Source organism: Pseudomonas sp. LBUM1676 (assembly GCF_059695605.1).
The window spans coordinates 153,926-178,316 of sequence record NZ_CP166777.1 but is presented as its reverse complement, the minus strand read 5'-3'; the positions used below and the strand labels follow the sequence as shown (position 1 = coordinate 178,316).

Annotated in this window: 19 protein-coding genes, 1 tRNA gene and 1 pseudogene; 2 read left to right on the top strand and 19 right to left on the bottom strand. The window is 60.6% G+C overall.

Annotation, left to right across the window (positions count from 1 at the left end; translation table 11 throughout):
- Positions 1–33: 33 nt before the first annotated feature.
- The 3 genes and pseudogenes from ACA041_RS00830 to gabD all read right to left on the bottom strand — a co-directional run bounded on the left by ACA041_RS00830 (position 34) and on the right by gabD (position 4,294).
- Positions 34–1,246, bottom strand: a pseudogene (locus ACA041_RS00830) (HDOD domain-containing protein).
- Between the two features lie 141 nt (positions 1,247–1,387).
- Positions 1,388–2,665, bottom strand: coding sequence for a 4-aminobutyrate--2-oxoglutarate transaminase (gabT, locus tag ACA041_RS00825; RefSeq protein ID WP_007899625.1), 1,278 nt, complete (start codon positions 2,663–2,665; stop codon positions 1,388–1,390).
- A 186-nt stretch (positions 2,666–2,851) separates the two neighbouring features.
- The gene (gabD, locus tag ACA041_RS00820; RefSeq protein WP_497439469.1) at positions 2,852–4,294 is read right to left on the bottom strand and encodes an NADP-dependent succinate-semialdehyde dehydrogenase; all 1,443 of its coding nucleotides are present in this window, start codon (positions 4,292–4,294) and stop codon (positions 2,852–2,854) included.
- A 349-nt stretch (positions 4,295–4,643) separates the two neighbouring features.
- Here gabD and ACA041_RS00815 point away from each other — a divergent pair.
- Positions 4,644–4,720 (top strand) — tRNA-Arg (locus tag ACA041_RS00815).
- 242 nt (positions 4,721–4,962) lie between these two features.
- On the opposite strand, the gene ACA041_RS00810 is transcribed toward ACA041_RS00815, so the two are convergent.
- Genes ACA041_RS00810 through ACA041_RS00790 form a run of 5 tightly spaced genes read right to left on the bottom strand, consistent with a single transcriptional unit; the run spans position 4,963 to position 8,333 of the window.
- Positions 4,963–5,118, bottom strand: a complete 156-nt coding sequence (locus ACA041_RS00810) for a hypothetical protein (protein WP_497439468.1) — start codon at positions 5,116–5,118, stop codon at positions 4,963–4,965.
- Positions 5,115–5,381, bottom strand: a complete 267-nt coding sequence (locus ACA041_RS00805; protein ID WP_497439467.1) for a hypothetical protein — start codon at positions 5,379–5,381, stop codon at positions 5,115–5,117. The genes ACA041_RS00810 and ACA041_RS00805 overlap by 4 nt, the downstream gene beginning before the upstream one ends.
- 20 nt (positions 5,382–5,401) lie before the next feature.
- Positions 5,402–6,031, bottom strand: a complete 630-nt coding sequence (locus tag ACA041_RS00800) for a hypothetical protein (RefSeq protein WP_497439466.1) — start codon at positions 6,029–6,031, stop codon at positions 5,402–5,404.
- A complete protein-coding gene (locus ACA041_RS00795; RefSeq protein WP_497439465.1) occupies positions 6,028–6,609 on the bottom strand; it encodes an RNA polymerase sigma factor in 582 nt (193 codons plus the stop codon). The genes ACA041_RS00800 and ACA041_RS00795 overlap by 4 nt, the downstream gene beginning before the upstream one ends.
- Before the next feature lie 17 nt (positions 6,610–6,626).
- On the bottom strand, positions 6,627–8,333 hold the full coding sequence (locus ACA041_RS00790) for a vWA domain-containing protein (RefSeq protein WP_497439464.1): 1,707 nt from the start codon (positions 8,331–8,333) through the stop codon (positions 6,627–6,629).
- 260 nt (positions 8,334–8,593) lie between these two features.
- On the opposite strand from ACA041_RS00790, the gene ACA041_RS00785 reads away from it, so the two are divergent.
- The gene (locus ACA041_RS00785; protein ID WP_497439463.1) at positions 8,594–10,123 is read left to right on the top strand and encodes an FAD-dependent oxidoreductase; all 1,530 of its coding nucleotides are present in this window, start codon (positions 8,594–8,596) and stop codon (positions 10,121–10,123) included.
- Positions 10,124–10,189: 66 nt separating this feature from the next.
- On the opposite strand, the gene pgaD is transcribed toward ACA041_RS00785, so the two are convergent.
- From pgaD to ACA041_RS00730, 11 genes are all read right to left on the bottom strand, one after another.
- Positions 10,190–10,714, bottom strand: a complete 525-nt coding sequence (gene pgaD, locus ACA041_RS00780; protein ID WP_497439462.1) for a poly-beta-1,6-N-acetyl-D-glucosamine biosynthesis protein PgaD — start codon at positions 10,712–10,714, stop codon at positions 10,190–10,192.
- Positions 10,711–12,066, bottom strand: coding sequence for a poly-beta-1,6-N-acetyl-D-glucosamine synthase (pgaC, locus tag ACA041_RS00775; RefSeq protein WP_497439461.1), 1,356 nt, complete (start codon positions 12,064–12,066; stop codon positions 10,711–10,713). Before pgaC ends, pgaD begins: the two co-directional genes overlap by 4 nt.
- A 1-nt stretch (position 12,067) precedes the next feature.
- A complete protein-coding gene (gene pgaB / locus ACA041_RS00770) occupies positions 12,068–14,065 on the bottom strand; it encodes a poly-beta-1,6-N-acetyl-D-glucosamine N-deacetylase PgaB (RefSeq protein ID WP_497439460.1) in 1,998 nt (665 codons plus the stop codon).
- A 12-nt stretch (positions 14,066–14,077) separates the two neighbouring features.
- Positions 14,078–16,558, bottom strand: a complete 2,481-nt coding sequence (gene pgaA, locus ACA041_RS00765) for a poly-beta-1,6 N-acetyl-D-glucosamine export porin PgaA (RefSeq protein WP_497439459.1) — start codon at positions 16,556–16,558, stop codon at positions 14,078–14,080.
- A 261-nt stretch (positions 16,559–16,819) separates the two neighbouring features.
- Positions 16,820–18,325 (bottom strand): YdgA family protein, encoded by a 1,506-nt coding sequence (locus ACA041_RS00760; protein ID WP_497439458.1) that lies wholly within the window; start codon positions 18,323–18,325, stop codon positions 16,820–16,822.
- Positions 18,326–18,562: 237 nt separating this feature from the next.
- Positions 18,563–19,198 carry an NADH:ubiquinone oxidoreductase subunit N gene (locus ACA041_RS00755; RefSeq protein WP_497439457.1) on the bottom strand — a complete coding sequence of 212 codons (636 nt, stop codon included), beginning with the start codon at positions 19,196–19,198 and terminating at the stop codon, positions 18,563–18,565.
- Between the two features lie 82 nt (positions 19,199–19,280).
- The gene (locus ACA041_RS00750) at positions 19,281–20,729 is read right to left on the bottom strand and encodes an efflux transporter outer membrane subunit (RefSeq protein WP_497439456.1); all 1,449 of its coding nucleotides are present in this window, start codon (positions 20,727–20,729) and stop codon (positions 19,281–19,283) included.
- On the bottom strand, positions 20,726–21,613 hold the full coding sequence (locus ACA041_RS00745) for an efflux RND transporter periplasmic adaptor subunit (RefSeq protein WP_497439455.1): 888 nt from the start codon (positions 21,611–21,613) through the stop codon (positions 20,726–20,728). The genes ACA041_RS00750 and ACA041_RS00745 overlap by 4 nt, the downstream gene beginning before the upstream one ends.
- Complete coding sequence (locus tag ACA041_RS00740; protein ID WP_497439454.1) at positions 21,610–21,819, bottom strand: DUF1656 domain-containing protein; 210 nt, start codon at positions 21,817–21,819, stop codon at positions 21,610–21,612. The genes ACA041_RS00745 and ACA041_RS00740 overlap by 4 nt, the downstream gene beginning before the upstream one ends.
- Positions 21,816–23,888, bottom strand: coding sequence for an FUSC family protein (locus ACA041_RS00735; RefSeq protein WP_497439453.1), 2,073 nt, complete (start codon positions 23,886–23,888; stop codon positions 21,816–21,818). The genes ACA041_RS00740 and ACA041_RS00735 overlap by 4 nt, the downstream gene beginning before the upstream one ends.
- Positions 23,885–24,313, bottom strand: coding sequence for a MarR family winged helix-turn-helix transcriptional regulator (locus tag ACA041_RS00730; protein WP_497439452.1), 429 nt, complete (start codon positions 24,311–24,313; stop codon positions 23,885–23,887). Before ACA041_RS00730 ends, ACA041_RS00735 begins: the two co-directional genes overlap by 4 nt.
- Positions 24,314–24,391 lie beyond the last annotated feature (78 nt).

Here is a 24,391-nt window from a genome sequence, read left to right as displayed (position 1 = left end):
AAACACAAAACCAAATGAACAACGATGGTGAATTCACTTCTTGCGTAAACGCATCAACTCCGGCAACCCGATCTTGAGCAATCGCGCCGTACGGCTCCTGGCCAGCTCCTCAACACCCTCATGCTCGGACAGGCGCGCCATCTGCGCGGCCATGTTCATCACCAGCGCCTCACGGGAGTAAACGCCGCCACCGAGCTGATAGACCGCCGCAATCAACTCTCGCAACTCCAGCGGCAGACGCCAACGGGTACGCAGTGACGAACCATAGGCGGCGCCAAACTCAGCCAACGCATTGCCGATCTCTTCCCAATTATCCAGCTCTCCGCCTGCCTGCTTCCACTCCTGCAAACACCGCAACAACGCCAGGTCGCCCAGGCAATGGAGCATGCCGGCGCAATAACAGCGCTCCTGATCCAGGTCCAGCAGGCGTGCCAGGGTCCGCGCGTATTCGGCGGTGTGCAGCGACAGCTGCCAATAACGCTCGGCATAGTCCGCCAGGCACGGATCGCTGAGCCGCGCACTGTGCTTCAGGGCCATACCCAGAATAAGGTTCATGCTGTGCCCGATGCCGAGGCGGTGCAACGCCTGGGACAGGGTTTGTACCCCAGCGCCATGATGCTGGGCCGCGCTGTTGGCGGCGGCGATGAGCACGGCGGTGATCTGCGGATCGGTTCGAATTTCATCCTCCAGCCGCTTCAAATCAAGACCACCGGGATCGAGGTTGCGCTTGACCGCCAACTGCACGCCAGCCATCAAAGGCGCACCGTCCGCCAACTGACGACGCTGCTCCAGGTATCCCGAGAGCGACATCCCCGGTGTCAGTGCCGGCACCTCGCAAGACACCTCCTCGCCGGCATCCAGCAGCAGATGCTGCAATCTGGAAGTGAGAAGTTCTATATTCAGAGGCTGGGTCAGGTATGCCGCAGGCGCCAAGGGCAAGGCTTCGCGCACGCTGGCGCTGTCGTTGCGGCTGCTCACCAATATGAACGGCAGCGGCGGGTTGCGTTTGCGCTGACGGACATTGCGCAGAACATTTACCATCGACACCGGGCAACTCCCGGTCAACGATCGCCAGGTCGTATGGATTTTCCGCCAACAGGCGCACCGCTTCCTGGCCATCGGCACACAGGTCCAGCCGTGCATCGCAGCGCACGCTCAACAACACCTGCTTGAGCAGGTCACGAGACCAGGGGTCGGCCTCGGCAATCAGCACACGCGGTACAGCGGGTAACACCACAGCATTCATCTGCACACTCCATTGGCAATGCGTGCACCTTAGTCAATGCTGATTGCTCGATACAGTTAGATGTGTTCCGGGGAGACGAAAAAACCCGCCGAAGCGGGTTTTTTTGTCGATCAGTTCACACTTTCATCAGAGCACTTTAAATCAAAGCTCCGAGAAGCACTCTTCGATGATTGCCAGACCTTTGTCCAATTGCTCGTCCGGCGAAGTCAGCGGTACCAGGACGCGCAGAACGTTGCCGTAGGTACCGCAGGACAGCAGGATCAGGCCCTTGTCGCGAGCCTTGGCCACCACCGACGCTACTGCTGCAGCGTTCGGCTTGTGGCTGTCGCCGTCAACAAACAGCTCGACTGCGATCATCGCGCCCAGGGCACGGACTTCGCCGATCACCGGGTACTTGGCCTGGATAGCTTTGAGGCCGGTCACCAGACGCTCGCCGACAGCCTTGCAGCGGTCCAGCAGGTGCTCTTCTTCGAACACTTCCATCACGGCCAGGGCCGCGGCGCAAGCGATCGGGCTACCGGCGTAGGTGCCGCCCAGGCCGCCTGGAGCAATGGCGTCCATGTATTCGGCCTTGCCGCACACACCGGCCAGCGGGAAGCCGCCAGCGATGGATTTGGCGAAGGTGGTCAGGTCGGCAGCAACGCCCATCTGTTCCATGGCGAAGAAAGTGCCAGTACGGCCAGCGCCAGTTTGCACTTCGTCAGCGATCAGCAGGATGCCGTGCTGATCGCACAGCGCGCGCAGACGCTTCATGAACTCTTTCGGCGCGACGTAGAAACCACCTTCGCCCTGAACTGGCTCGATGATGATGGCAGCGATGTCACGTGGCTCGGCGTCGTTCTTGAAGATGCGCTCAATGCTGGCGATCGAATCGTCGATGCTCACACCGTGCAGTTCGTTCGGGTACAGCGCGCGGAAGATGCCGCCTGGCATCAGGCCCATGCCGGCCGAGTAAGGCACGACTTTACCGGTCAGGCCCAGGGTCATCATGGTGCGACCGTGATACGCGCCGGTGAAGGCGATCACGCCTGCGCGGCCAGTGGCGGCACGGGCGATCTTGATGGAGTTTTCCACGGCTTCGGAGCCGGTGGTCACCAGCAGGGTTTTCTTGGCGAAATCACCCGGCACCTTGGCGTTGATTTTTTCGCACACTTCCACGTACGGTTCGTAAGCCAGCACCTGGAAGCAAGTGTGGGTCAGCTTGTTCAGCTGCTCGGTCACTGCGGCGATGATTTTCGGGTGTACGTGACCGGTGTTCAGCACGGCGATACCGCCGGCGAAGTCGATGAACTCGCGACCTTCAACGTCGGTCACGGTGGCGTTCTTCGCGGACTCGGCGAAGATCGGGTGAATCTGGCCAACACCGCGTGGTACAGCGGCTTCGCGGCGTTTCATCAGGGATGCGTTAGTCTTGCTCATAAAGTCCTCATTCACCGCTCATCGGGCGGCGTGGTTCAAGGAAAATGCGGCGGGGAGGCAACTACGGCAGCATGCGATGATCGACTGCCACAGCTTTCCCGGCCACAGAGAAAATTGCGTTTGATGCGCACAAAGGGACAGCGCTCTCGTGCCCTTTGTGCTTGAAGCAATGCCTTGCCGGGCTTATCAGATGCCCAGGCAGAGGTATTTAATTTCCAGGTAATCTTCGATGCCGTACTTGGAGCCTTCACGGCCCAGGCCCGAGGCCTTGATGCCGCCGAACGGCGCGACTTCGTTGGAGATCAACCCGGTGTTGACGCCAACCATGCCGTATTCCAAGGCTTCAGCCACACGGAACACACGACCCAGGTCACGGGCATAGAAGTACGAAGCCAGACCGAACTCGGTGTCGTTGGACATCGCGATCACTTCGGCTTCGTCCTTGAAGCGGAACAGCGGCGCCAATGGACCGAAGGTTTCTTCCTTGGCCACGGCAGCATTCTTCGGCACGTTGGTCAGAATGGTCGGCTCGAAGAAGTTGCCTTCCATGACCTTGCCACCGGCAAGCACGGTTGCGCCTTTGCTGACGGCGTCAGCAATGTGCTCTTGAACCTTGGCCACAGCTTTTTCGTCGATCAGCGGACCGGTGGTGGTGCCGTCTTCCAGACCGTTACCGATCTTGAGCTTGGCCACGGCCACTTTCAGCTTCTCGGCGAACGCGTCGTAGACCGAATCCTGGATGTACAGGCGGTTGGCGCAGACGCAGGTCTGGCCGTTGTTGCGGTACTTGGAAATGATCGCGCCTTCGACGGCCTTATCCAGGTCCGCGTCGTCGAACACGATGAACGGCGCGTTGCCGCCCAGTTCCAGGGAGACTTTCTTGATGTCCTTGGCGCATTCGGCCATCAGCTGACGACCGATTTCGGTCGAGCCAGTGAAGGACAATTTACGCACGATCGGGTTGCTGGTCAGCTCGCTGCCAATGTCGCCGGCGCTGCCGGACACCACACTGAACACGCCATTCGGAATGCCGGCACGCTGGGCCAGTTCAGCCAGGGCGAAAGCCGAGAACGGCGTTTGCGAAGCAGGCTTGAGCACCATGGTGCAACCGGCGGCCAGGGCCGGGCCGGCTTTACGGGTGATCATCGCGGCCGGGAAGTTCCACGGGGTGATCGCAGCGGTCACGCCGATCGGCTGCTTGATCACGATCAGGCGCTTGTCTGGCTGGTGGCCCGGAATCACGTCACCGTAGATGCGCTTGGCTTCTTCGGCGAACCACTCGATAAAGGAAGCGGCGTAAACGATTTCGCCCTTGGCTTCGGCCAATGGCTTGCCCTGTTCCAGGGTCATCAGGCGAGCCAGGTCGTCCTGGTTCTCGATGATCAGTTCGAACCAGCGACGCAGCTTATTGGCGCGCTCCTTGGCGGTCAGTGCACGCCAGGCCGGCAGCGCTTTGTCAGCAGCTTCGATTGCACGGCGGGTTTCGGCAGCGCCCATTTTCGGCACGGTGCCCAGAATTTCGCCCGTTGCCGGGTTGTTGACCTTGATCGTCTGACCATTGTCCGCATCGACCCAAGCGCCATCGATAAAGGCTTGCTGGCGGAACAACTGGGTGTCTTTAAGCTGCATGTCGGCTTTCCTTAACAGCACCGCGACCAGCGCGGAGCGAATTATGATTGTAGAAAGGCGCCTCAAAGGCTGCCGTCAGGGAAATCATTCACCGGGCTGAAGCACATAAATAGCGCACGGATTGGACTCGTGCGGTTCAGCACCCAGACAAGAGCGTTTGAAATCTCAAACGAATCCTAGGATCAAAGGGGGTAAAGGACAATAGCCTGTTCGAAAAAAAGAACGAAAACGCCGCATTTGCTGATATTTTCAGATCAGCGTAGCAAACGGTCGTTACAGGCTCGAAAAACGCAGGCGATTCAGCAGCATGGACGCCCGCACCGCTTATGAGTATCATGGCGCCCGCATTGCACCAGTAGCTCAGCTGGATAGAGTACTGCCCTCCGAAGGCAGTGGTCGTGGGTTCGAATCCCGCCTGGTGCACCATACGTAGAAACGAGAAAGCCTCAGGCCTTAGGGTCTGGGGCTTTTTTGTGGGTGCTCTGTTTAGGGAGGCTGATAAACAGGAAAGCCCTCAAGATCGACAACACACGACTGGTAAAGGAAAAAAAAAGACAATAAAAACCCCTGAGCAATCTCAGCGTCTTCGCGCATCAATCGACAGGGGCCGTGTTGAGCCGCGATTTGCTGCAAATCATCTCGTGCATGTGCGTAGAAAAGCAGTTGCCTCATGGACGCCCCTGCTCAGCTGCGACCTCATCTATGAGCGCATCGAGCTCAGCAAACACCGTGTCGGCCGCAATGGCCGGGCGTGGATCATTGCGACTGGCCGCAATAGCCTCACGGATTTCTGCCTGTAATCGATCCAGCAATTCCGCTTTCACTCCGTCGTCCAATCAAACTCGTCGTAGTCATCGCCTTCTTCGTCCTCGATCAACTCATCATCAAGGACGCCTTCCTCAAGCGCTTCTTCTGCCTGCTTGGCCAGCAGATACTCCTTACGACTCTCAGTCACTGCTCGCCGCAGTTCCTCGCCCTTTACCGGGCAATTGAGCATTTGGGCGATGCGGTCGATTTTTTTTGCCACGGCATCCTCCAACGCATCGGCTATGGGTCGATAGTGCGCGCTTTCGGGTGTCGATGCCAAATTGACGACCGCTGTGCACCTCAGTTTTTCTGTAATTCCTTCATTCGGACTGTGAGGTTTTCGCCAGGGAAACGCTTGTGCAATGTTTTCAACAGCGCATCGGCGGCTTGGGTCTGACCGGCATTTTGCAGGCGCAGTACCTCATGCAGTTGTTCATCCAGCGTTTTTACTGGCGCCGCTGCACGTTTGCTGACCCTTGCTTCATCGGCCATTTCAGCGTTGATCGATTCGCTCTGCGCAGGGGCGGCAAAATCGGCCATTGGCGCCATGGGCGCGGGGGCGGACATGGCGCCGGCCGGTGCAGCCAAGGAGCGGGCAACGGACGGTGGCGCTTGCGCCGCTTCTTTTTTGGCGACCGGCGCGGACATCTTTGGCGCCGGGGCGAAGTCGTAGCTTGGCGCTTGTTCCGGCGTGCGCTGCACCACTGCAAGCATCAGGGCAACGCCGACGAGGCTGGCGAATGCGACTTGCCAACGAGGTTTCTGGCAGGCTTGCACCCAACGTTGCCACAGGCTTGGCTTGCGCGCAGGGACTTCCCGGTGCGCTGTGGCCAGGATAAACGCATCGAGATGAGCCGGTGGTTCGCCGCTCCCATGCTCGCGGAAATGCTGAAGCACTTCGTCTTCCGGTGTTTTGCGGGCGTCAGTCATGTCAGTACCTCCTCGGCCAGTAGCCGACGCAGTTTTTGCTGGGCGTAGCGCAAGCGGCTCTTGACGGTTTCCAGCGGTGTTTCGGTGAGAGTGGCGATTTGCGGCAGGTCGAGGTCACCGTGGGCGCGCAGCAGGAACACTTCGCGCTGGTCGGGGGGAAGGTGTTGCAGGGCGGCTTCGAGACGCTGGTTGTCACGGCTCAGGCTCAGCAGTTGTTCGGGATCGGCCGCCTCGTCGCTCAGGGCGTGGAGTTGTTCGTCATAGCTGTCATGCAAGGGGTTGTGGATGCCGTGTTTGCGCCAGTGATCGATCAGGCGGTTGCGGGCAATCTGGTAGAGCCAGGTACGAAAATTCGCCCGGCCTTGTGGCTGACTGCTGCTGCGGATCAGGCTCAACCAGGTTTCCTGGTAGACCTCTTCGGCCAGTTCGGATTTGCCGCTCAGGCCGAGCAGGAAGCGATAAAGTCCCTGGCGATGGCGGGCGTATAAAATCTCGAACGCCGGCCCCTCGCCCGAGCGATAGCGGGCCAGCAGCGATTCGTCGCTGCCGCCGGCCGAGCTGATTTCAGAATCGGACATGTCAGCGCTGGCCTCTTTCACTCTATCCGGTGGTCATTGGGTTGTTGATTCGAGGCGGTGGAGATTCGCAGACTTTGTGCCAACTCCACCAGTTGCACGAACTCTGCGCGCAACCCGAATCGATCGTCACCCCGCGCGCCGCGGGCCAGGGTTTCGGTGTCCTTCAGGTTGAAATCGCCGGTGTAGCGCCCGTCCTTGAGCTGCTGGGAAAACGCTGCCACGGCAGCCGCAAATCGCAAGTCATCACTGGCTTTACCGGCTTCACTACTGACGATCGGCCGCTCGATCAAGCGACTATTCCCACCCTCAGGCAACTGATATCGCACGCGCAACATTGCCAATTCCCCGGTCGTTGCGGAGATAGCTGCTGCGGAATGCCCATATCGCAGCGGCTCCAGCCAACCCTTCTCACCCTTGGGCACAATTTCGTACAACGCAGTGACCGTGTGTCCTGCGCCGATTTCTCCGGCATCGACCTTGTCGTTGCTGAAATCCTCACGTTTCAAGGCGCGGTTCTCATAGCCCAACAGTCGGTACTCGCTGACCTGCGCCGGGTTGAATTCCACTTGCAGCTTCACATTCTTCGCAACGACGGCGAGGGTCGAACCGAGCTGATCCACCAGCACCTTGCGCGCCTCGCGCAGGTTGTCGATGTAGGCGTAGTTGCCGTCGCCGGCATCGGCCAGTTGCTCCATCAGGTGTTCATTGTAGTTATCCACACCAAAACCCAATGTGGTCAGGGACACGCCAGTCTTGCGTTTATCCACAGCCATCTGCTTGAGGCTGTCGAAGTCGCTGATGCCGACGTTGAAGTCGCCGTCGGTGGCCAACAGGATGCGGTTGATACCCTTGGGGATAAACGCCTGTTGGGCCATTTGGTAAGCCAGCTCGATCCCCGACGCCCCAGCGGTGGAGCCGCCTGCGGTCAATTGTTCGATGGCGCTGCGAATTTTGGCTTTTTCCCGTCCGGAAGTCGGCTCCAGCACCACGCGCGAATCGCCGGCGTAGACCACCAACGACACCCGATCCTGCTCGCGTAACTGATCGACCAGCAGTTTCAGCGTGCTCTTGACCAGCGGCAAACCTTCGCGACGGTCCATCGAGCCGGACACGTCCACCAGGAACACCAGGTTCGCCGGCGCCAGTTCGGCCACTGCGCGGTCCGAAGCCTTGATGCCGATGCGCAGCAATCGGGTATGCGGGTTCCACGGGGACGGCGCCAGCTCAGTGGTTACACCGAAGGGCGAGCCGTCGGTGGGCAAGGCGTAATCGTAGGGGAAGTAGTTGACCATTTCCTCCAGGCGCACTGCGCCTTCGGGCGGCAAACGTCCTTGATTGAGCAAGCGGCGGACGTTGGCATAGGCGCCGGTGTCGACGTCGGCGCTGAAAGTCGATACCGGCGCTTCGGTCACGCTATGAATCGGGTTGTCGGCCAGCGCTTGATACTGTTCACGCTGCTCGTCCCGATAACCCGCCGGGGCAGATTCAGGCATCGGCGCATAGCCCGCGATCGGTGCCGGTCGCACGCTGCGCTTGGCCATCGTGGCATCAGCCATGACCGCCTCGCTACGCACCAACGCCTCAGTCTTCATCGCACCTTGAGCCGGTGGTGAAACCGAGGCGGAGTCAGGCTTGGACGAAACGCCGCAACCGGCAATGGCCAGCAGCAACCCGACGGCGAAACCCTGGGTGGCCGGGCGCAGGAAATGCAGAGGGAGGGACATGGGGGCTGACCTCAGGAGGAAATTGATCCATTCATCCTCTGAGACGGGCAGCCCGGCCGGTTCGGGTTAAGCCGAAGTGAAAAAAAACTTCAGCGGTGATAACGCCGCACTACGCTGGTGTTTTTCAACTGATCTTTCGGGTGGGGCCGTGGTCGGCGTGCAAACTATAGCCGGACCGTTCGTACCGTGGCAGCGGCAATTGGCTGAACCTCGGGAGAAACCGCGGACTCTTAACTTAAACGTTTGTCAGGAGAGCGATCATGGCCCTGCACCGCGTCGCCCGTTTCGCCGATGTGCCCGAGAACCGCGGCCTGGAAGTCCGGATCGGCGAGACCAAAATCGTCCTGCTGCGAGTCGGCGATCAATTGCGCGCCTACCAGGGTGAATGCCCCCACGCCGGGGCGCCACTGGCCGAGGGCGCGCTGTGTAATGGGCGCTTGATTTGCCCTTGGCACAAGGCGGCGTACCGGATCGAAGACGGAGCATTGTGTGAGCCGCCGTCTCTGGACAGCCTCAAGCGCTACCCGTTGGAACTGCGCGATGACGAAGTATGGGTCGACGACCAGGCGCTGCCGACCGGCAGCACACCGCCGGCTGACGATGAGCGCACGTTCGTGATCATCGGCGCTGGTGCCGCAGGCACGGCGGGTGCAGCGGCGTTGCGCGAAAAAGGCTTCGGCGGCCGCGTGTTGCTGATCGACCGCGAAGCCGACGCCGGCTACGACCGCACGGTGCTGAGCAAATTCGTGATCGCCGGTGAGATGCCGCCGGAGGAAGTCCCACCGCTGCGTGATGAGCGTTTCTACCACGAGCAGCGAATCGAGCGCGTAAAGGGTGAAGTGGCGAGCCTGGATGCGGTGAATAAAACCCTGCGCCTGGCTGACGGTCAGTCGCTGAGGTATGACGCCGCCCTGCTCGCCACCGGCGGTACACCCAATCCGCTCAAACTGCCCGGTGCCGAACTGCCACAGGTTTTCGTGTTGCGCTCCAAGGATCAGGCGCAGCAGATTCTAGCCGCAGCGAAACCTGGCCAGCGCGCCGTGATCATCGGCGACAGTTTCATTGCCATGGAGTCCGCCTCGGCCCTGCGCGAATATGGTCTGGACGTCACCGTTCTGGCCCGCCATGCCGTGCCCTTCGCCAAGCAGTTCGGCGACACGGTCGGCAAGGCCATTCGTGCACGGCACGTGGCCCACGGCGTGGTGTTTCACACCGATAGCGAAGCCGCGCAGATAGAAGGCACTGACAAGGTCGAAGCGGTGAAACTGGACGACGGTCAACGTTTGCCAGCGGACCTGGTGCTGGTCGGCATTGGCGTCAGCCCGGCAACCGAAGCGTTTGCCGACCTGCCCAAGGAAAAAGATCAGTCACTGACGGTCGATGGCGGTATGCGCGTGACCGATGGGCTCTGGGCCGCCGGTGACATCGCGACCTTCCCGCTCAATGGCCAGTCCCAGCGGATCGAGCATTGGCGCCTGGCACAGCAACAGGCGAGGATCGCGGCGGCGAACATGCTCGGCGGCGACGAGCATTACCTCGACGTGCCGTTTTTCTGGACCTGGCACTTCGGCAAAAACTACGACTACCTTGGCCATGCCGAGGCCTGGGACGAAGTCGAATTCAAGGGCGACCCCTATCATCCGCCCTTTATCGGCCTGTTTTGCAAGAACGGTGTGGTGGCGGCAGCTGTAGCCTGCGATGAAGAACGGGCGATGGCGATGCTCGCGGAACGAATGAAACAACCGCTGCCGGTGGACGAGGCGTGGCGCCTGATACGGGATGTTGGCTGACTGCCAGCTTTCATTGCCACGCATTCCCATGCAGGCGCTGCTGCCTGCATGGGAAACGTGGCGGGTTCAGGCGCGGTTCACGGGTTCTGCGTTGTCGTCACCTTCGCCGGGACGACGGATCACTTTTGGATTCTCCAGGGTCTGCAGAGTTTGCGGTGGCCGGGTTTCGATAGTGAAGAAGTGGCTGACGACATGCGTGATATCGCCATCGTGATCGTTGTGAATGGTCATCGAACCCGGGCTGCGCAATTTATGCAGGCGTTCTCGGGTCAATTTGAAAGTCTTGCTCAAGCCTTGATCGTCAACCACCGGGGCCGCCATTCGACGCTGGGCGTAGCTTTTGCTTTTGCGTTGTTGATAACGCGCCCAACCGATCAGGACCAGCGCGTTGAACACCGCCACCCATAAATAAACCTGCAGGGTGCCCAGGGCATCGAACGCTGAAGGGCCAATCCGGGGCCCCTCGTGGGTATCGATCAAGGGCCACAGACCCAGGAACAACAAGTACAGGAATCCGGCCCACGCCAGCACGGTGAATAAGGCATCGACCACGATAAGCACTGGCCGCTGCCGGGTTGTGATGATTTTCATTTGACGATCTCCTCTTCATCGGCACCTGGCGGCCGAATGCCGCGATCCGGACTGATCCAGCGCGCACGTTTCTGACGTAGACGGAACAGCACTTTGGGGAAACTGACCAGCGTCGTGAGCAGACTGACCAGCCAGAACACCAGCGGGTACCAGATCACCCAGAACATGGTCTTGCCCAAACCTTTTTCGTAGCGCCGATCGATCAGGAGGCTGACCCCGAACTGCATCAGGCAGACCACTGCCAGCAACAAGCCGGTAAACGCCGGTGGCCACATTTGGGGCACCGCGATGACTTCCGGCAACGCTATGTACAGACCCACCAGCCATAGAATTATCGACAGCAGGAAAGTAAACGCCCAACCGGTGGACAGGCAGTATTCGAACAGCAACGGCCAGAGGTAGCGATGACGGTACTGCCAGATGCCGCGAATGTTCTTGAACAGTACTTCCGCGCCGCCCTGGGCCCAGCGCAGACGCTGTTTCCATAGACCACCCAGGGTTTCCGGCATCAGGATCCAGCACAGCGCACGGGGCTCGTAGAAAATACTCCAGTGATCCAGTTGCAGCTTCCAGCTGATATCGATGTCTTCGGTGATCATATCCGTGCTCCAGTAGCCGACCCGGTGCAGGGCCGTACGACGGAAAGCAACGACCACTCCGGAGACGGTAAAGATCCGCCCGAAGACCCGCTGGGTGCGTTTGATCAGACCGATGATCGAGGAGAACTCGCCAACCTGTACACGGCCGACCAGGGTCGAACGGGTACGGATCCGCGGGTTGCCGGTCACCGCACCGAGGCGCGGGTTGTCGAGCAACGGCGCGACCAGATAAGCCGCGGTATGGGGTGCCAGCAGCGCATCACCGTCGATGCACACCAGGTACTCGCTACGCGCTGCAATGGCGCCCATGCGCAGGGCCACGGCCTTGCCCTGGTTTTCCGCGAGGTGGAGTACCCGCAGACGCGGATCCTGCACGGCCAAAGCGTCCAGCACGGCACCCGTGTCGTCCTTCGAACCATCGTTGATCGCGATGACCTCGATGTTCGGGTACTGCTGGGCCAGCGCCGCACGGATGGTTTCAGTGACGTTGTCACCTTCGTTGAAGCAAGGGATGAGGATCGAAATCAGCGGCTCGCCGGCCAGCGGTGGCGGCAAGGTGTCTTCGTTCCACGGCCAGTGCCGCTCCCAGTGCAGCCAGAAATACAGCCCCCCCGCGATCCACAGTCCCGACATGAACAGTGGATAGAAGAACACGAAGTCCATCAGGAATTGTCCGGTGAGCAGAAAGATCAGCCCCAGAGGAATCCCGAGGACGATCGCCAGAACCAGTAAAGCCAGAAGTCTATCCAGCATGTTATGGATTCCACTTGTTGGAGAGGGCCGGCCGTACGGATTTCAGGTCGGGCAGGTTGTCGAGGAAGTTGTCGGGGTAGTAGCCAAAACTGGTCACGCCCTGACGCTGCAGAACTCGCATCCACTCGGCCAATTGTTCGCCTTCGATGTCGGCCTGGTCCTGTTTCGTCCAGTCCCGTGCCTGCAGTTCGAACACGGTGCGATCGAGCGCGCCGGGGCGAGCCTTGACCGTGGCGACCAGTTTCTCGAGCCAGGCTTCGGAGTCTTCATAAGACTGTTTTTCCATCAACGGCATGGCCATCGGCGCCGTCCAGTCGTAAGTACCGAGGAAGTCATCCAGATTCTGCGCGTACCAGGTTTCACTCTCGGGATTGAGTATCGGCTCGGCGAAAATGTTGCGCGCCGTACTCAGCTGCGGGCCACGAATGGCGCGGACCTTGGCCGTCAACTCCTTGGTGAAATCGATCAGGTAGCGGCTTTTGAAACGCGTCCACTGCTGCATCACGGCAGGATCGGCGCGCAGCGCGGCAATCGAGCCGGGCAGACCATTGGCGGCATAGACTTTGAGAGCATCGGGGCCTGCGTCTTCGAAGTCCGACATTATTGCGTCATCGTGAAACAGGACGCCGTCGACCGACGCCATGCGCGCAAGGTCTTCGTAGATTTCACCAATGATGCGCCGTACGTTGGGATCGTAGGGCGACAAGCGTTTGTACTGGTTCGGATCGACCGACGTGGTGCCGGTTTCCGGGTCCCAGCGCGTCACGCGCGGCAGCTTCGAATCCAGGGCAAAGCTCAGCACTGGCATCCAGGCGTAGACTTTGACATGGGCTCGAGTGTGCAACTGCCAGGCCACGCGGTTAAAAATGTCGGCGGCCATCGGCAGGTGACGGTTGGGGAAGTACAGCGAATGCACCAGGCCATCACCCTTCGGATCGGCGAAGGCCTGCAGGAACACCGTATTGGCGCCCATGTCGGACATGCGCTGGATCAATTTACCCAGGTTTCTTTCCTGCTGGGCCGGGTCCGGGTCGTAGACGTTATCCAGGTCTACGTGCACGACGCGCATTGGATTCTTCGACTGCACCGAGACGACGCTATTGGCGAAGCGCGCGCCTTCCGGGTCGGCAGCAACAAGATAACGCGGGCTGCTCATCAGGGTATCGACAGTGTCGAGCCCGTCTTCGAGGGTCAAGGACATCTGATAGCCCTGATCATTGACGATTTGCAGCGTGCTGCCGTCCGCCGCGCCGTACGGCCAGACCCAGACTCGCGGCTTTTTACCGGTGACCTTGTAAATTTTCTCCGAGATCGCCGCGATGTCAGCACGCTGGCGGGCCTGGAACTCGGCTTCGGTTTCATAGCGTTTGGCGACTGGATCGTAACGTCGGGTAGTGGCGGCCGGCTGCAGGTTGCCCTGGGGGTTAGCCACGATACCCTTGTGATTGGCATCGGTGTGCGCAGCGATTTCCACCAGTCCGGACTGGGAAACCTCCCGCACCTGATCCCAGGTCAGGAACTCCGAACGCTTGCGCGGCATGCCGGCGAAATCCACCGGTTGGTTCGCCGGGGTGTCGACCCAAGTTCCGACCGGCGCCAGCAATGCAGGCCATTTATAGGCGCGCAGCACCGGCATCACCCGGGTATAGAAGCTCGAATAACCGTCGTCGAAACTGAGCATGACCGCTTTGGGCGGCAGGTCGTGGCCTACTTTGCGTGCCGCCAGAACCTGGTCGACGGAGACCGGCTGGTAGCCGTTCTCCCGCAACCAGGCCAGCTGCTCGAGCAAGCGTTCGGTGCGCACGGCCACCACCGCCTGGTCGGGATCCTTGTCATCGACATCGTGATAGGCGATGCCCAGTACATGGTTTTTCGGCCACGGGGTTTCGCTCTCCACGACCGGACGTTCGGACGGCGGCGAGAACGCGGGTGCCTGCTGGGCACAAGCGCTGATCAACAGCACTCCCAGCAGGAGGAAGAAACGCGACATCAAGGCCATTTTCAAACCCCTCTAGAAGCGGAAAGTAAGATCGACCATCAGACGCAGATCGGTTTCCCGCTCTCCGTCATATGGCCGGTTGATTGCGCTTAACATACCGCCGACCTCCAGCACGTCGTTCCAGCTGTAACGCTGGCCATAGCCCAACAGGGCCATGCCTCCGGTGGAATGATATTGCTGGGTGTAAGTACCTGCGCCGGCCTGGAACTGCTGACTCCATCGTGTTTCATAGCGCTGGTAGAGCATGTGATTGACGCTGACCATCGGCAGGACGCTGAGATCGGACTTGGGGTTGAAATACGGCACGTCGTCAGACATGGAGTTGTGGCTGGCGCCGACTTCCAATCCCAGATCGACTTGCACGTTCGGTGCGCTGTAGATGCCTTCGCGCCCGGTGAGCAAGGCTTCGACGCGGTTGTTGCCATCGCTGAAGTGAGACGGGCTGACCGCGAATTTCCACTCGCGACTTTCATTGGCCCGCCAGCGAATGAAACCGCTGCCGCCATTGGCCGTGATGTCGCTGTTCAAGGCCCGCAACGGCGTCGCCGCTGCGAAGTATTCCAGGCTGGCGCCGTACTGCCAGTAATCGTTGATGTCATGCGCGAACGCCAGACGCGCGCCCTGTTTGGAACCGAAGCCATAGGAGTGGTTGGAGACTTCCGCCTCCAGGGTCAAGTCCCGGGTCCGGCGTTCGAGCCCGACGCGCTGGAAGCGATGGTGGCCCGTCCCTTCCTGGAAATCGCCGGTGGCATAACCGGCACCGCCGAATACACGCCAGTCTTCACCGATGGGCGGGCTGTACAGGGTGGTTTCGATGCCGAGATCACGACTGCCGTTGACCGCGCCGGCGTTGTCGTCATCGCCGCCATAAGTCTTGCCGCCGAAAGCTTCTACTCGCAGCTCGAACTTGTCATGGACCTCACGCTGACGTTGCAAGCGCTGCACCTGACGATTCTCGGGGGAACGCGCGAGCACGTCGTCGGTCAGCGCATCTACCTGCCGCCATTCCTGCAGGTCCGTGGCGGTGTGGGCCTGGGCGATTTCCAGCGAGAGGTTGCGCGGGGCCATGCTCTCGGCTTCCTTGAGCTTGCTCTCGGCAAGCCGCGGCCAGCCCCGGGCCAGGTACAAATCGGCCTGAGCCACACGCAGGCTGACGTTGCCCGGCGCCTGTTCGACCAAGGCCTGCAGACGCTCCTCGCCATGGGGCAGATCGGAACTGTAAGTCCCGGCCTGGGCAGCGAGTTGTTGCGCGTCCATCCATTCGTCGTTGGGGTTGCCTCCGGGCAAACCCTTGAGCTCGACGCGAGGTCGCTGGGCTTTGGCCAGCTCTTCGGCGACTGTACGAGCCTCGGCCGCCTCGCCACTTTCAAGCAAGGCATAGTAAAGCGCGGTGGTGTCTTGCAAACGGTTGCCAGGATCGGCATCCGGCGTGAGCAGGATCTGCCGATACATATCGGTGGCGATTTCCGGTTCGCGCTGGTCCAGGTAAGACGAGGCGACCCAACGCTGGGCGTAGGTCGGAACTTCCACACCTTCGGCCTGCAGCTTGTGGTATTCGCTGATGACTTCGTCGGTGCGCGCACGGGCCTTGAGGGCACCCATGCGGTCGATTCGCCAGCGGATCACGTCATCGTGAGCCTGCGGATCCGAGGACCAGGTGGAAATCAATTTGTCGTAATCGGCCAGGGCCCGATCAGCGATCACGTAACGCTCCGATTCGCTACGGGTAGGCATTTCCGCCAGACGCACGCGTTCCGCAGCCAGGTCACCTTCGAGGTGACGTGTCGTGACCGGATCGATCAAGCCGGGCCGCTGACGGGCCAGGCGCAAGGCCGGTTCCGGCAGGTGGGCACGCTGCATCGCACCCACGTACTCCTTGGCGACTTCCGGCTTGTTACCGGCACGGACAAACGCCTGATCGTATTCGAACAACGAGTCGTACTCTTTACCGGCACGGTTCAAGGCGTAGCCCAGAGCCATGCGGCGGTTGACGTCGTTGGGTTGGGCAGCCACCAGTGCTCGGGCGCGCGTCACCGCGTCGTCGGGCTTGCTGGAGTCGGCCTGGGTCAGCGCCAGCCCCAGTTGCAATTCCTGGTTGTCCGGTTCGAGGGCCAGGGCCTTGTTGTAGACCCGGGTCGCATCGTCCCAGCGCTTCTGGTTGCGGTAGGCCCGCGCAGTGGCGGTCAGGGCTTGAACCGGCAGGTCCAGCGTGCGCCCCTGGGTTTCATAAACCTTGATGACTTCGGCATCCAGACCGGCCCAACTGGCGATCTGCAAGTGATCGCTGATCTGGCTGGTGGTGGCTTGGCCCGGCGGCACCTGACGCAACGCGGTTAGCGCAGGCGTGTAGTGACCAGCTCGGGCATCAAGCACCATTTCGTCGTAAGGGGTATCGGCAAACGCTAACATTGGCCACAACAACTGGCTGCACAGCGCGACGCGAAACAGAGGTCGCATACCACGATGAACAAAGGGGGCAACAATACTCGGCATTCGTCAGCATCCTTACATGGCCAGCCGGGCCGCAATGCCCTCTTCGCCCTTTCGTAACGGAAAGCTGGTCCAGTTGACCCAGCCAAACTTTATTTAAAGGCAGTCTTGCATGCGAGCTCGCTGGGTTATTGGGAACACAATAATTGTTCAGATTCGTGAAATTGCAGGCGTCGTCCATCGTCCCGTCTTAAAAGCCAGACAGCAAAACGCCCGACGTCTGCTAGTAGCAGAGGCCGGGCGTTCGGTGTGTAAGCCCCGGTTTTACTGGATAGTGCCAGTGCCCCCAAGTTTACTCATCACGAAGCCGGCAAATTCTTCGACGGTCATCTTCTGCCCGTTGAACTCCACCTGGTTGTTAGCGTAGTGCAGTTTGGTGACGATGCTACTGCCTTCGAGTTTTGCCAGCTGGGTACCGACCGCCATGCTGGCGAACATGTCGGCGGTGGCGGTGGCCTGGTCGGCGATGAGTTTGGTGTCGGTCTGACCGTCGATTTGCCCCTGGACGCTAAGTAAATCAACGAGCATCGGCTTGGACACCTGTAAATTGAAGTCCAGCAGGGCGATCAGTTGCCGGGTCAGCTGCTCAGGCGGCAAGTCCATGGACTTCGGCTTGGTCAGATCGAGCACCAGATTGGCGCGGCTTTCACCGTTGGTGGTGTGAAACGACAGATTTTCCAGGGCAACCTGCGGACCGGCAGCCAGCAATTTCTCCAGGCCGGCTTTGACCTGGATCTCTTCGGCCGGGGTCAGGACCAGCTCTGGCACGGGTTGACCGGCGGCAGCGGCTTCGGCGGCGGCTTTCTCGTACGGTTGCAGTTTGGTCTGGTAAATCTGCATCAGCGACAGGGTCGCGGGGATGTCGAGGTTCTTCAGGCTCATGGCCATTTGCGCAGAGCCGACCGTCTTGCCGTTGAAGGACACTTCGCCAACCTTGTAATCGGCACGCCCTGAGGCGTTGGTGTCCAATTCCTCGGTCTTGTTTTTCATCTCGAATTTCTTCAACCCGAGTATCGACTGCCGGGCGCCGAAGGTGGTTTTGCTATCGGTCAGTTCAAGGGTGTTTTCGCCGGTGTAGTAGCCGTAGGTGCTTTTTGCCAGGTTGCTGGCCAGGGTCAGACCGCTCAGTTCGATCTTCACCGGCGTCTGGTCTTCAGCCACGGTGGTCAGTGTCAAGCTGTCCATGTAGCCGTTGGCCTTGACCTTCTGCGCCTGGGCGCTGGCAGCGACGTCGAGATTCAGGCCGGAAAATTTCAGGTTGGACTTGTCATCCAGGGCTACGTCCAGCGGCAGCAATTGCAGGGTGCCGTTGGTGGAGTTGTCATAGCCGATGTTGACCACGCCCGTGACCGGAGATTTGTCCTTGGCGGCAATGAACCATTTTTCGGTGGCCGGGGTTCTTTCCAGCTCGTAGTGACTGGTGGCCATGACCGGCAGCCACTTCAGCGACACCAGGCGCGAAAATGGCAGCGGACCGTGCTCGATGTGATCGACGAATAACAGTTCGACCGGCGCTTCGCCAAACAGCTCGCCTTCACCCTTGAGGCGATAGTGCGCGACGCTGCTGAACACATTACGCTCCAGCGACACCAGTTCCAGCGACGCCGTGCCGTTGGAACCCACCAGCGCGGCCTGCAATTCCTTGTTGGCGTCGGCGATCGAGGTGTTGAGCACGCCTTCGAGCTTGGTACCGGTGTACCAGGCACCGCCAGCGCTGATTGCACCGATGGCCACGACAATTCCCAGAAGCACGCCTGCTGATTTATTCATGAATTACCCAGTCAATGTCCGTTGTTGAAGGTGTGGTCGTCTTCCCTGAACCCTTGACGGGTTATGGCTCGACTCCGCTGAAAATGGAATGCAGGTTAGCATCAGGCGCACCGGGCGACCCAAAGATTAAAGGTGAAAGAGTGTCTATGGACCGTATGCATCGGTCGAGAGTTTCGGCGGACATGAAATCGCCTTCGCCGGCAAGCCGGCGAAGGCGTCAGTTCGGGCACCATCAATTCAAGAGTATTGAACCTCAATCTCATCCAGCTGATGATCAAAACTCTTAAGCCGCGCCGTCCAGGTATACACCAACACCTCGAAATCCCGATTGATCACCGCCCCGCCGGTCACTTCCGAGCGCGGGTCGCAGAAATCCAGTTGATAGCGTTCCCGGGCCATGGCGGTAGCCACGTCGGAGAGTTCACGGGCGTTGTTGAGCCAGTGTCGGCCGTCTTCGGCGATCTGCTTGTCCAGCTCCAGACATTGCTTTTTCAGCGCTTCAAGGCTTTTTTCCAGCGGCGTACCAGTGAGTTCGCCCATGACCTCCTGGAACGTGCGCCCCGGTTGCCAGTAGCTGCCCCAGAAATACCGGTCAAACACCGTTTCGACGCGACGCAAAGCCACCTTGGTGTCCCAGATCAGCACCAGGGTCTTGCCTTGTTCACATTGTCTTTTCTTGATGCGCTGACTCTGGACCGACGCCCAGGCCACCACCACGATAGCCATCACGGCAATCAGCGCAGCCGCGCTGTCGAGGAAAAACAGCGCCTTATCGATTTGATGGGCCAGCATGATGCCGTAGAAATAAGTGGCCGAGAGCAGCACCAACGCCGCAATAGCGCACCAGAAGCCGGGAGCATAAGGGTTTTTCATTATTGGTATCCCCATGACCAACGCGAGCCTTGATCGATGAGTTCGACGAGCGATCTCATCAAATCAAAGCATAGCAACGGCCTCAGGGTTTGCCGGGGTTCGAGGCTTGCGTTCGTCCGCTTTCCCAGCCACCGCCCAATGCCAGGAACAAATCGATCTGGCTCATGGCAACCTGGGTGTTGGCGGCGGCCAGTTGCGCCCGTACGTCGGTATAAGTGCGCGTGGCCTGCAGATCGGCCAGGAACGAGGCGCGACCGGCAGTGAAAAAGCGGTGGGTCTGGTCTGCGGCCAGTTGCGCCGACTGTTCTGCATCCGCCAATGCATCGCGGCGCTGCAACAATGCCGAGTACTGGGCCAGGCCGGTCTGGGTCTCGCGGATGGCGTTGAGCACCACGCCGTCGAAATGCGCCAGCGCACCCTGGGTCACCGCTTGCGCCTCACGGATCCGCGCCCGGGAGCCATTGGATGGCACGGTCCAGGTCAGCAAAGGGCCGAAGCCCCAGCGATTGGTCGCCGGTTTGCCGAGGTTCTCCAGGATGCCGACAGTACCGACGCTCGCGCCGATGCTGATGTCCGGGTACAACTCGCCGGTGGCGATACCGATGCCGGCCGTCGCGGCCGCCAGCCGGCGCTCGGCCTGGCGAATGTCGGGACGGCGTTTGAGCAAGGTGGCGCCGTCACCCACTGGCAGCAATTGCGCGATTTTCGGCAGCTCGGCGCAGCTGTCGGTGCCGGCCGGCAGCTGATCCAGCGGTTTGGCCAGCAGCATCGATAACCGGAACAACCCGGCCTGACGCGCCGCGTCATAGCGCGGCATGTCGGCGCGCAAGGATTTGAATTGGGTTTGCGAGCGGGTGACCTGGGTTTCATCGCCACGCCCGGCATCACGCAATCGCTGGATCAGCGCGGTGCCCTGGGCCTGCAGATCGAGGGAGTGCTGGGCGATTTCCCGCTCTTCGTTGGCCGCGCAGACCTGGGTGTAGGCCCGAACGACATCGGCCACCAGGGTGATCCGGGCCGTATCCGCAGCGGCCTGAGTGGCATCGGCATTGGCCTTGGCCGCTTCGATCCCGCGCTGCAGCGTACCGAACAGGTCAAATTGATACGAAGTGGTAATGCCGACGTCGCCGACGTTGGCCACCGGCACTTTCTCCGGTAACAGGAAGGCTTCGCCGGACTCCTGCAAGCGCTGGGCGCCGATCTTCACGCCGCCGCTCCAGCCGCCCGCTGCCTGGGCTTCGTCGACCTGTGCGCGGGCCCGGGACAGATTCGCCGCCGCCACCCGCAGGTCGGTATTGGACGCCATGGCCTGCTGCACCAATTGGTCCAGGCGCGGATCCTGGTACAACCGCCACCAATCGCCGGGGACCGGTGCGGAGACGACACTCTTGCCGTTCACAGCCAACTCACCCTGCAGGTCTTCACGGTGGATGGCGGCTTCCTCCGGCAATTGATAGTCCGGCCCGACCACCTGGCAGGCCGAGAGCAAAAGCCCGAATCCGGCGACCGCCAACCCCGCAGCCCTGCTCATTGCGCGGGCTCCCGGGTTTGATCGTCCATGATCGACACCGTGGCCGTACGTCCGGCAATCATGCGGAAGTCCGCCGGCACCTCGTCGAAGGCAATCCGCACCGGAATCCGCTGGGCCAGGCGCACCCAACTGAACGCCGGGTTGACGTTGGGCAACAGGTTGCTGCCGCTGCTGCGGTCGCGGTCTTCGATGCCGGCGACGATACTTTCTACGTGCCCGCGCAGGCGCGCACGGTCACCGATCACCCGGATATCGACGCTCTGACCGACGTGAATGCCATCCAGCTTGGTCTCTTCGAAATAGCCGTCGATGTGGAACGAATTGCTGTCCACCACCGATAACACCGGGCGCCCTGCAGTGACGAACTCCTGATTGCGCGGCGCACGGTCGTTGACGTAGCCATCCACCGCGCTGCGGATGGTCGAACGGTCGAGGTTGAGCTGGGCGCTGTCGACGGCGACCTGGGCTTCCATCAGCGCCACGGCGGCGCGGGCGACTCTGGATTGGCTTTCTTCCAGTTGTTCGCCCGGCACCAGATTGCCGAGGCCGCGGTTACGTTTGGCTTCCCGTTGTGCCTGGGCCAGGGTTTCCTGACGGTCGGCGACTGCCGCCTTGGCCTGGCGCAAGGCCAGCTTGAAACGGTCCTGATCGATGCTGAACAGCACCTGGCCACGTTTCACCAACTGATTGTCGCGCACCTCGACCTGCTGGATCAGCCCGGAGACGTCCGGGGCGATTTGCACGATATCGGCACGGATGTGCCCGTCACGGGTCCAGGGCGCGAACATGTAATACATCACCATGCGCCAGACCACGACAACGGCGAAAGTCACGATCAGCAGGGTCAGGACCACGCGACCGATGGTCAGAAACGGTTTTTTCATGTCATCAGGTATCGACTGAGTGAGTCCACTGCGCCGAGCAGCAAAGCGTAGAGAGCCACGTTGAACAATGCCCGGTGCCAGACCAGACGGTAAAAGTGCAGGCGCGTGAGCCCCCCGTGCACCAACAGGTACAACACATACGTAATACCCATCAGCACCAGCAGCGTCGGCAGGAACACCCCGCTGATATCCAGATCACCGATCATAAAGGTGCTCCATCGATGCCATGGGGCAACGGTTCTTCGAGTTCGCCTGCGCCGACGAACTCCACCCCCGGCAGCAGGGCCAGGCGCAAGCCGCTCAGGGCGTGCAGCAAATGCAGACGGGCGCCGTCATCGCACTGCGTGTCGAGGGCGCGACGGGTGCGGTCGAGGGTCATCAGCAACGGGCTTGGCGCCGGCAAGCGTTCGCCGGCCTTGAGGCACGCCTTGAAGTACTCGCCGACTTCGGCCACCACCTGCTGCAGCAGCACCTGCGGCAAGCCAGCCACGCGCGGCGTATAGGCGAGCAGGTCGAGCAGGTTCAGCGCCACGCGCACTTCGCGCAACGCGATGCCGGTGTCCTGGCCGGTCATGGCCAGGCGCGGCAAATGCTGCATCAGGCGATCGAGGATCTGCACGCCCAATTGCCGGTGTTCGGCCAACGAGGCCGGCTCGGTGAGGCTAACGATGTCGCGCCAGCTGAAACGGGTCAGGCGCTTGGCCGCCAGTTCAGCACCAAACGGCCGCGCGATCAGGGTCCAGACAAAGGCGAACAGCAAGCCCACGGGGCCGGCCAGGTTGGAGTTGGCGAAGCTGAGGAAATCCGCGTCGTATGCGCCCTGAATGCTGATGAAGGACGAGGTGTTGACCAGGGTCAGCAGCATGCCCAGATAAAACTGCGGCTTTACCGTCAGGGTACCGATGCAGATAAAGGGTACGGCGAACGCCAGCACCAGCATCGGGAAGTCATGCAGGTTGGGCAGGATCAGAAACAGATAGAGGCTGGCGAACAACACCGACATCGCCGTCCAGAAAAAGAACCGGTAGATCTGCGGTGCCGGGTCGTCCATCGAGGCAAAGAAGCTGCACGCCACCGCTGCCAGAATCACTGCGGCGCCGCCGTCGGTCCAGCCAAGCAGGATCCACAGCACCGACGCGACAATGATCGCAGTCACCGTGGACGCCGCCGAGTAGAGCATCAAACCGTGGTCGAGAAACGGCGACAACCGCCCGAGCCGCCAGTGCCGATACACCGCGCGCCAACTGTCCTGGTTTTCGCACTGGATGGCGTATTGCAGGCTGCGGCAGTCCTGCCACAAATCGATCCACTCACCGAGGCGGTACAGGGCGTTGGAAAACAGCAGTTGCTTGCGATCGTCCAAGGCTTCGGCTGAGGGTTGCAGCGCTTCAAGCTGATTTTTCAGTGCTTGCCAACGGCCGAGGTCGGCCTCTTTGTGGTCCAGCCATTCGGTAGTCGCCGTCAGCAGCGGCGCAAACCTGGCCACGAGCTCCGGCGTACGTCGTTCGAGGGCGTAAAGCGCGTCGTCGAGCGCGTCAATCACCGGCAACAGGTGAATCATGCGCCCGCGCAACTCCTTGGTATTGCGCACGGTTTGCGGTCGCGCACCTTCATGGGGCAGCTGGCCGATCATCAATTCCAGGGTGTTGAAAGTCGCGACCATCGATGAGCGCAGGGCGCTGACCTCGTCCGGCTGTACGCTGCGACTGAGGAATCGAAGGCTGTAGGTCGAGGCATCGGCAAACCATTTGTTTACCGAGTCGTTGAACACCGGCGCCAGCCGTCTTGGCCAGAACATCGCGCCCACCACCGCCGCTACGGCGATGCCGAGGAAGATTTCTTCGGTCCGCGATTCAGCCACGTCCCACACCGCCAGCGGATTATCCACCACCGGCAAGGCAATCAGCGGCAAGGTATAACCGGCGAGCATCAGGGCATAACTGTTGGCGGTGCGCAGGTGCAGGGACAAAAACAGCAAGATTCCGGTCCACAGCGCGATGACCACCACCAGCACATAAGGACTCTGGACAAACATCGGCACGAAAAATACCGCGGCGGCAGCGCCAAGCAGGGTGCCGACAGCCCGGTACAGGGCCTTGGAGCTGGTGGGGCCGACAAAGGGACTGGAGACGATATAGACCGTGGCCATTGCCCAATAGGGACGGGGCATTTGCATGAGCATGGCGATGTACAACGCGATCATCGATGCCGCGAACGTGCGCACACCGTAGAACCAGTCCCGCGCCGGGGGCATGCCGGTGAAAAAACCGTTCAAGAATGGGCCACCGGTGAGTCATTGGCCGATTCAAACGCCTTGAGAACCCGCAGTGCCGCTTCCAGATCACTCTGTTCGATGCCTTCGAGCACCTCGTGACGCAAGCGCACCAATTCGATTTCCACCGCCTGTACCAACTCCCGACCGCTCTCGGTCAGGCTCAGGCATTTGGCGCGCCGGTCATGGGTATCTGCTGTACGGCAGACGTAACCGGCATGGCACAGTTGATCCAGCAGGCGCACCAGGGACGGACTCTCCATCCCCGCCGCCTGCGCCACTGTCACCTGCCGCACGCCCTCGCCCAGACGCCCGATCATCAACAACGGGACGGCACAGGCTTCGGAGATTCCATAGTTGACCAGCGTGGTCTGGCAGATCTTTCGCCAATGCCTGGCGGCCACCACCATGGAGCTGCTGATGTTCATCTGGAGAGCGTCGAGGTTCTTCGGCACGAAGGAAAATACACACTGTTAGTTTGCTAACTATCAATATGACATTCGAAG

What these genes read in the sequence shown, in the direction of transcription:
- gabD (WP_497439469.1), bottom strand. Translation starts at nt 4,294, where the DNA reads ATGCAGCTTAAAGACACCCAGTTGTTCCGCCAGCAAGCCTTTATCGAT.
- ACA041_RS00745 (WP_497439455.1), bottom strand. Translation starts at nt 21,613, where the DNA reads ATGAAAAAACCGTTTCTGACCATCGGTCGCGTGGTCCTGACCCTGCTG.
- ACA041_RS00785 (WP_497439463.1), top strand. Translation starts at nt 8,594, where the DNA reads ATGGCCCTGCACCGCGTCGCCCGTTTCGCCGATGTGCCCGAGAACCGC.
- ACA041_RS00790 (WP_497439464.1), bottom strand. Translation starts at nt 8,333, where the DNA reads ATGTCCCTCCCTCTGCATTTCCTGCGCCCGGCCACCCAGGGTTTCGCC.
- ACA041_RS00795 (WP_497439465.1), bottom strand. Translation starts at nt 6,609, where the DNA reads ATGTCCGATTCTGAAATCAGCTCGGCCGGCGGCAGCGACGAATCGCTG.
- pgaA (WP_497439459.1), bottom strand. Translation starts at nt 16,558, where the DNA reads ATGCCGAGTATTGTTGCCCCCTTTGTTCATCGTGGTATGCGACCTCTG.
- ACA041_RS00740 (WP_497439454.1), bottom strand. Translation starts at nt 21,819, where the DNA reads ATGATCGGTGATCTGGATATCAGCGGGGTGTTCCTGCCGACGCTGCTG.
- ACA041_RS00730 (WP_497439452.1), bottom strand. Translation starts at nt 24,313, where the DNA reads ATGAACATCAGCAGCTCCATGGTGGTGGCCGCCAGGCATTGGCGAAAG.
- pgaC (WP_497439461.1), bottom strand. Translation starts at nt 12,066, where the DNA reads ATGCTGGATAGACTTCTGGCTTTACTGGTTCTGGCGATCGTCCTCGGG.
- pgaD (WP_497439462.1), bottom strand. Translation starts at nt 10,714, where the DNA reads ATGAAAATCATCACAACCCGGCAGCGGCCAGTGCTTATCGTGGTCGAT.
- ACA041_RS00750 (WP_497439456.1), bottom strand. Translation starts at nt 20,729, where the DNA reads ATGAGCAGGGCTGCGGGGTTGGCGGTCGCCGGATTCGGGCTTTTGCTC.
- gabT (WP_007899625.1), bottom strand. Translation starts at nt 2,665, where the DNA reads ATGAGCAAGACTAACGCATCCCTGATGAAACGCCGCGAAGCCGCTGTA.
- ACA041_RS00800 (WP_497439466.1), bottom strand. Translation starts at nt 6,031, where the DNA reads ATGACTGACGCCCGCAAAACACCGGAAGACGAAGTGCTTCAGCATTTC.
- pgaB (WP_497439460.1), bottom strand. Translation starts at nt 14,065, where the DNA reads ATGGCCTTGATGTCGCGTTTCTTCCTCCTGCTGGGAGTGCTGTTGATC.
- ACA041_RS00755 (WP_497439457.1), bottom strand. Translation starts at nt 19,198, where the DNA reads ATGAAAAACCCTTATGCTCCCGGCTTCTGGTGCGCTATTGCGGCGTTG.
- ACA041_RS00760 (WP_497439458.1), bottom strand. Translation starts at nt 18,325, where the DNA reads ATGAATAAATCAGCAGGCGTGCTTCTGGGAATTGTCGTGGCCATCGGT.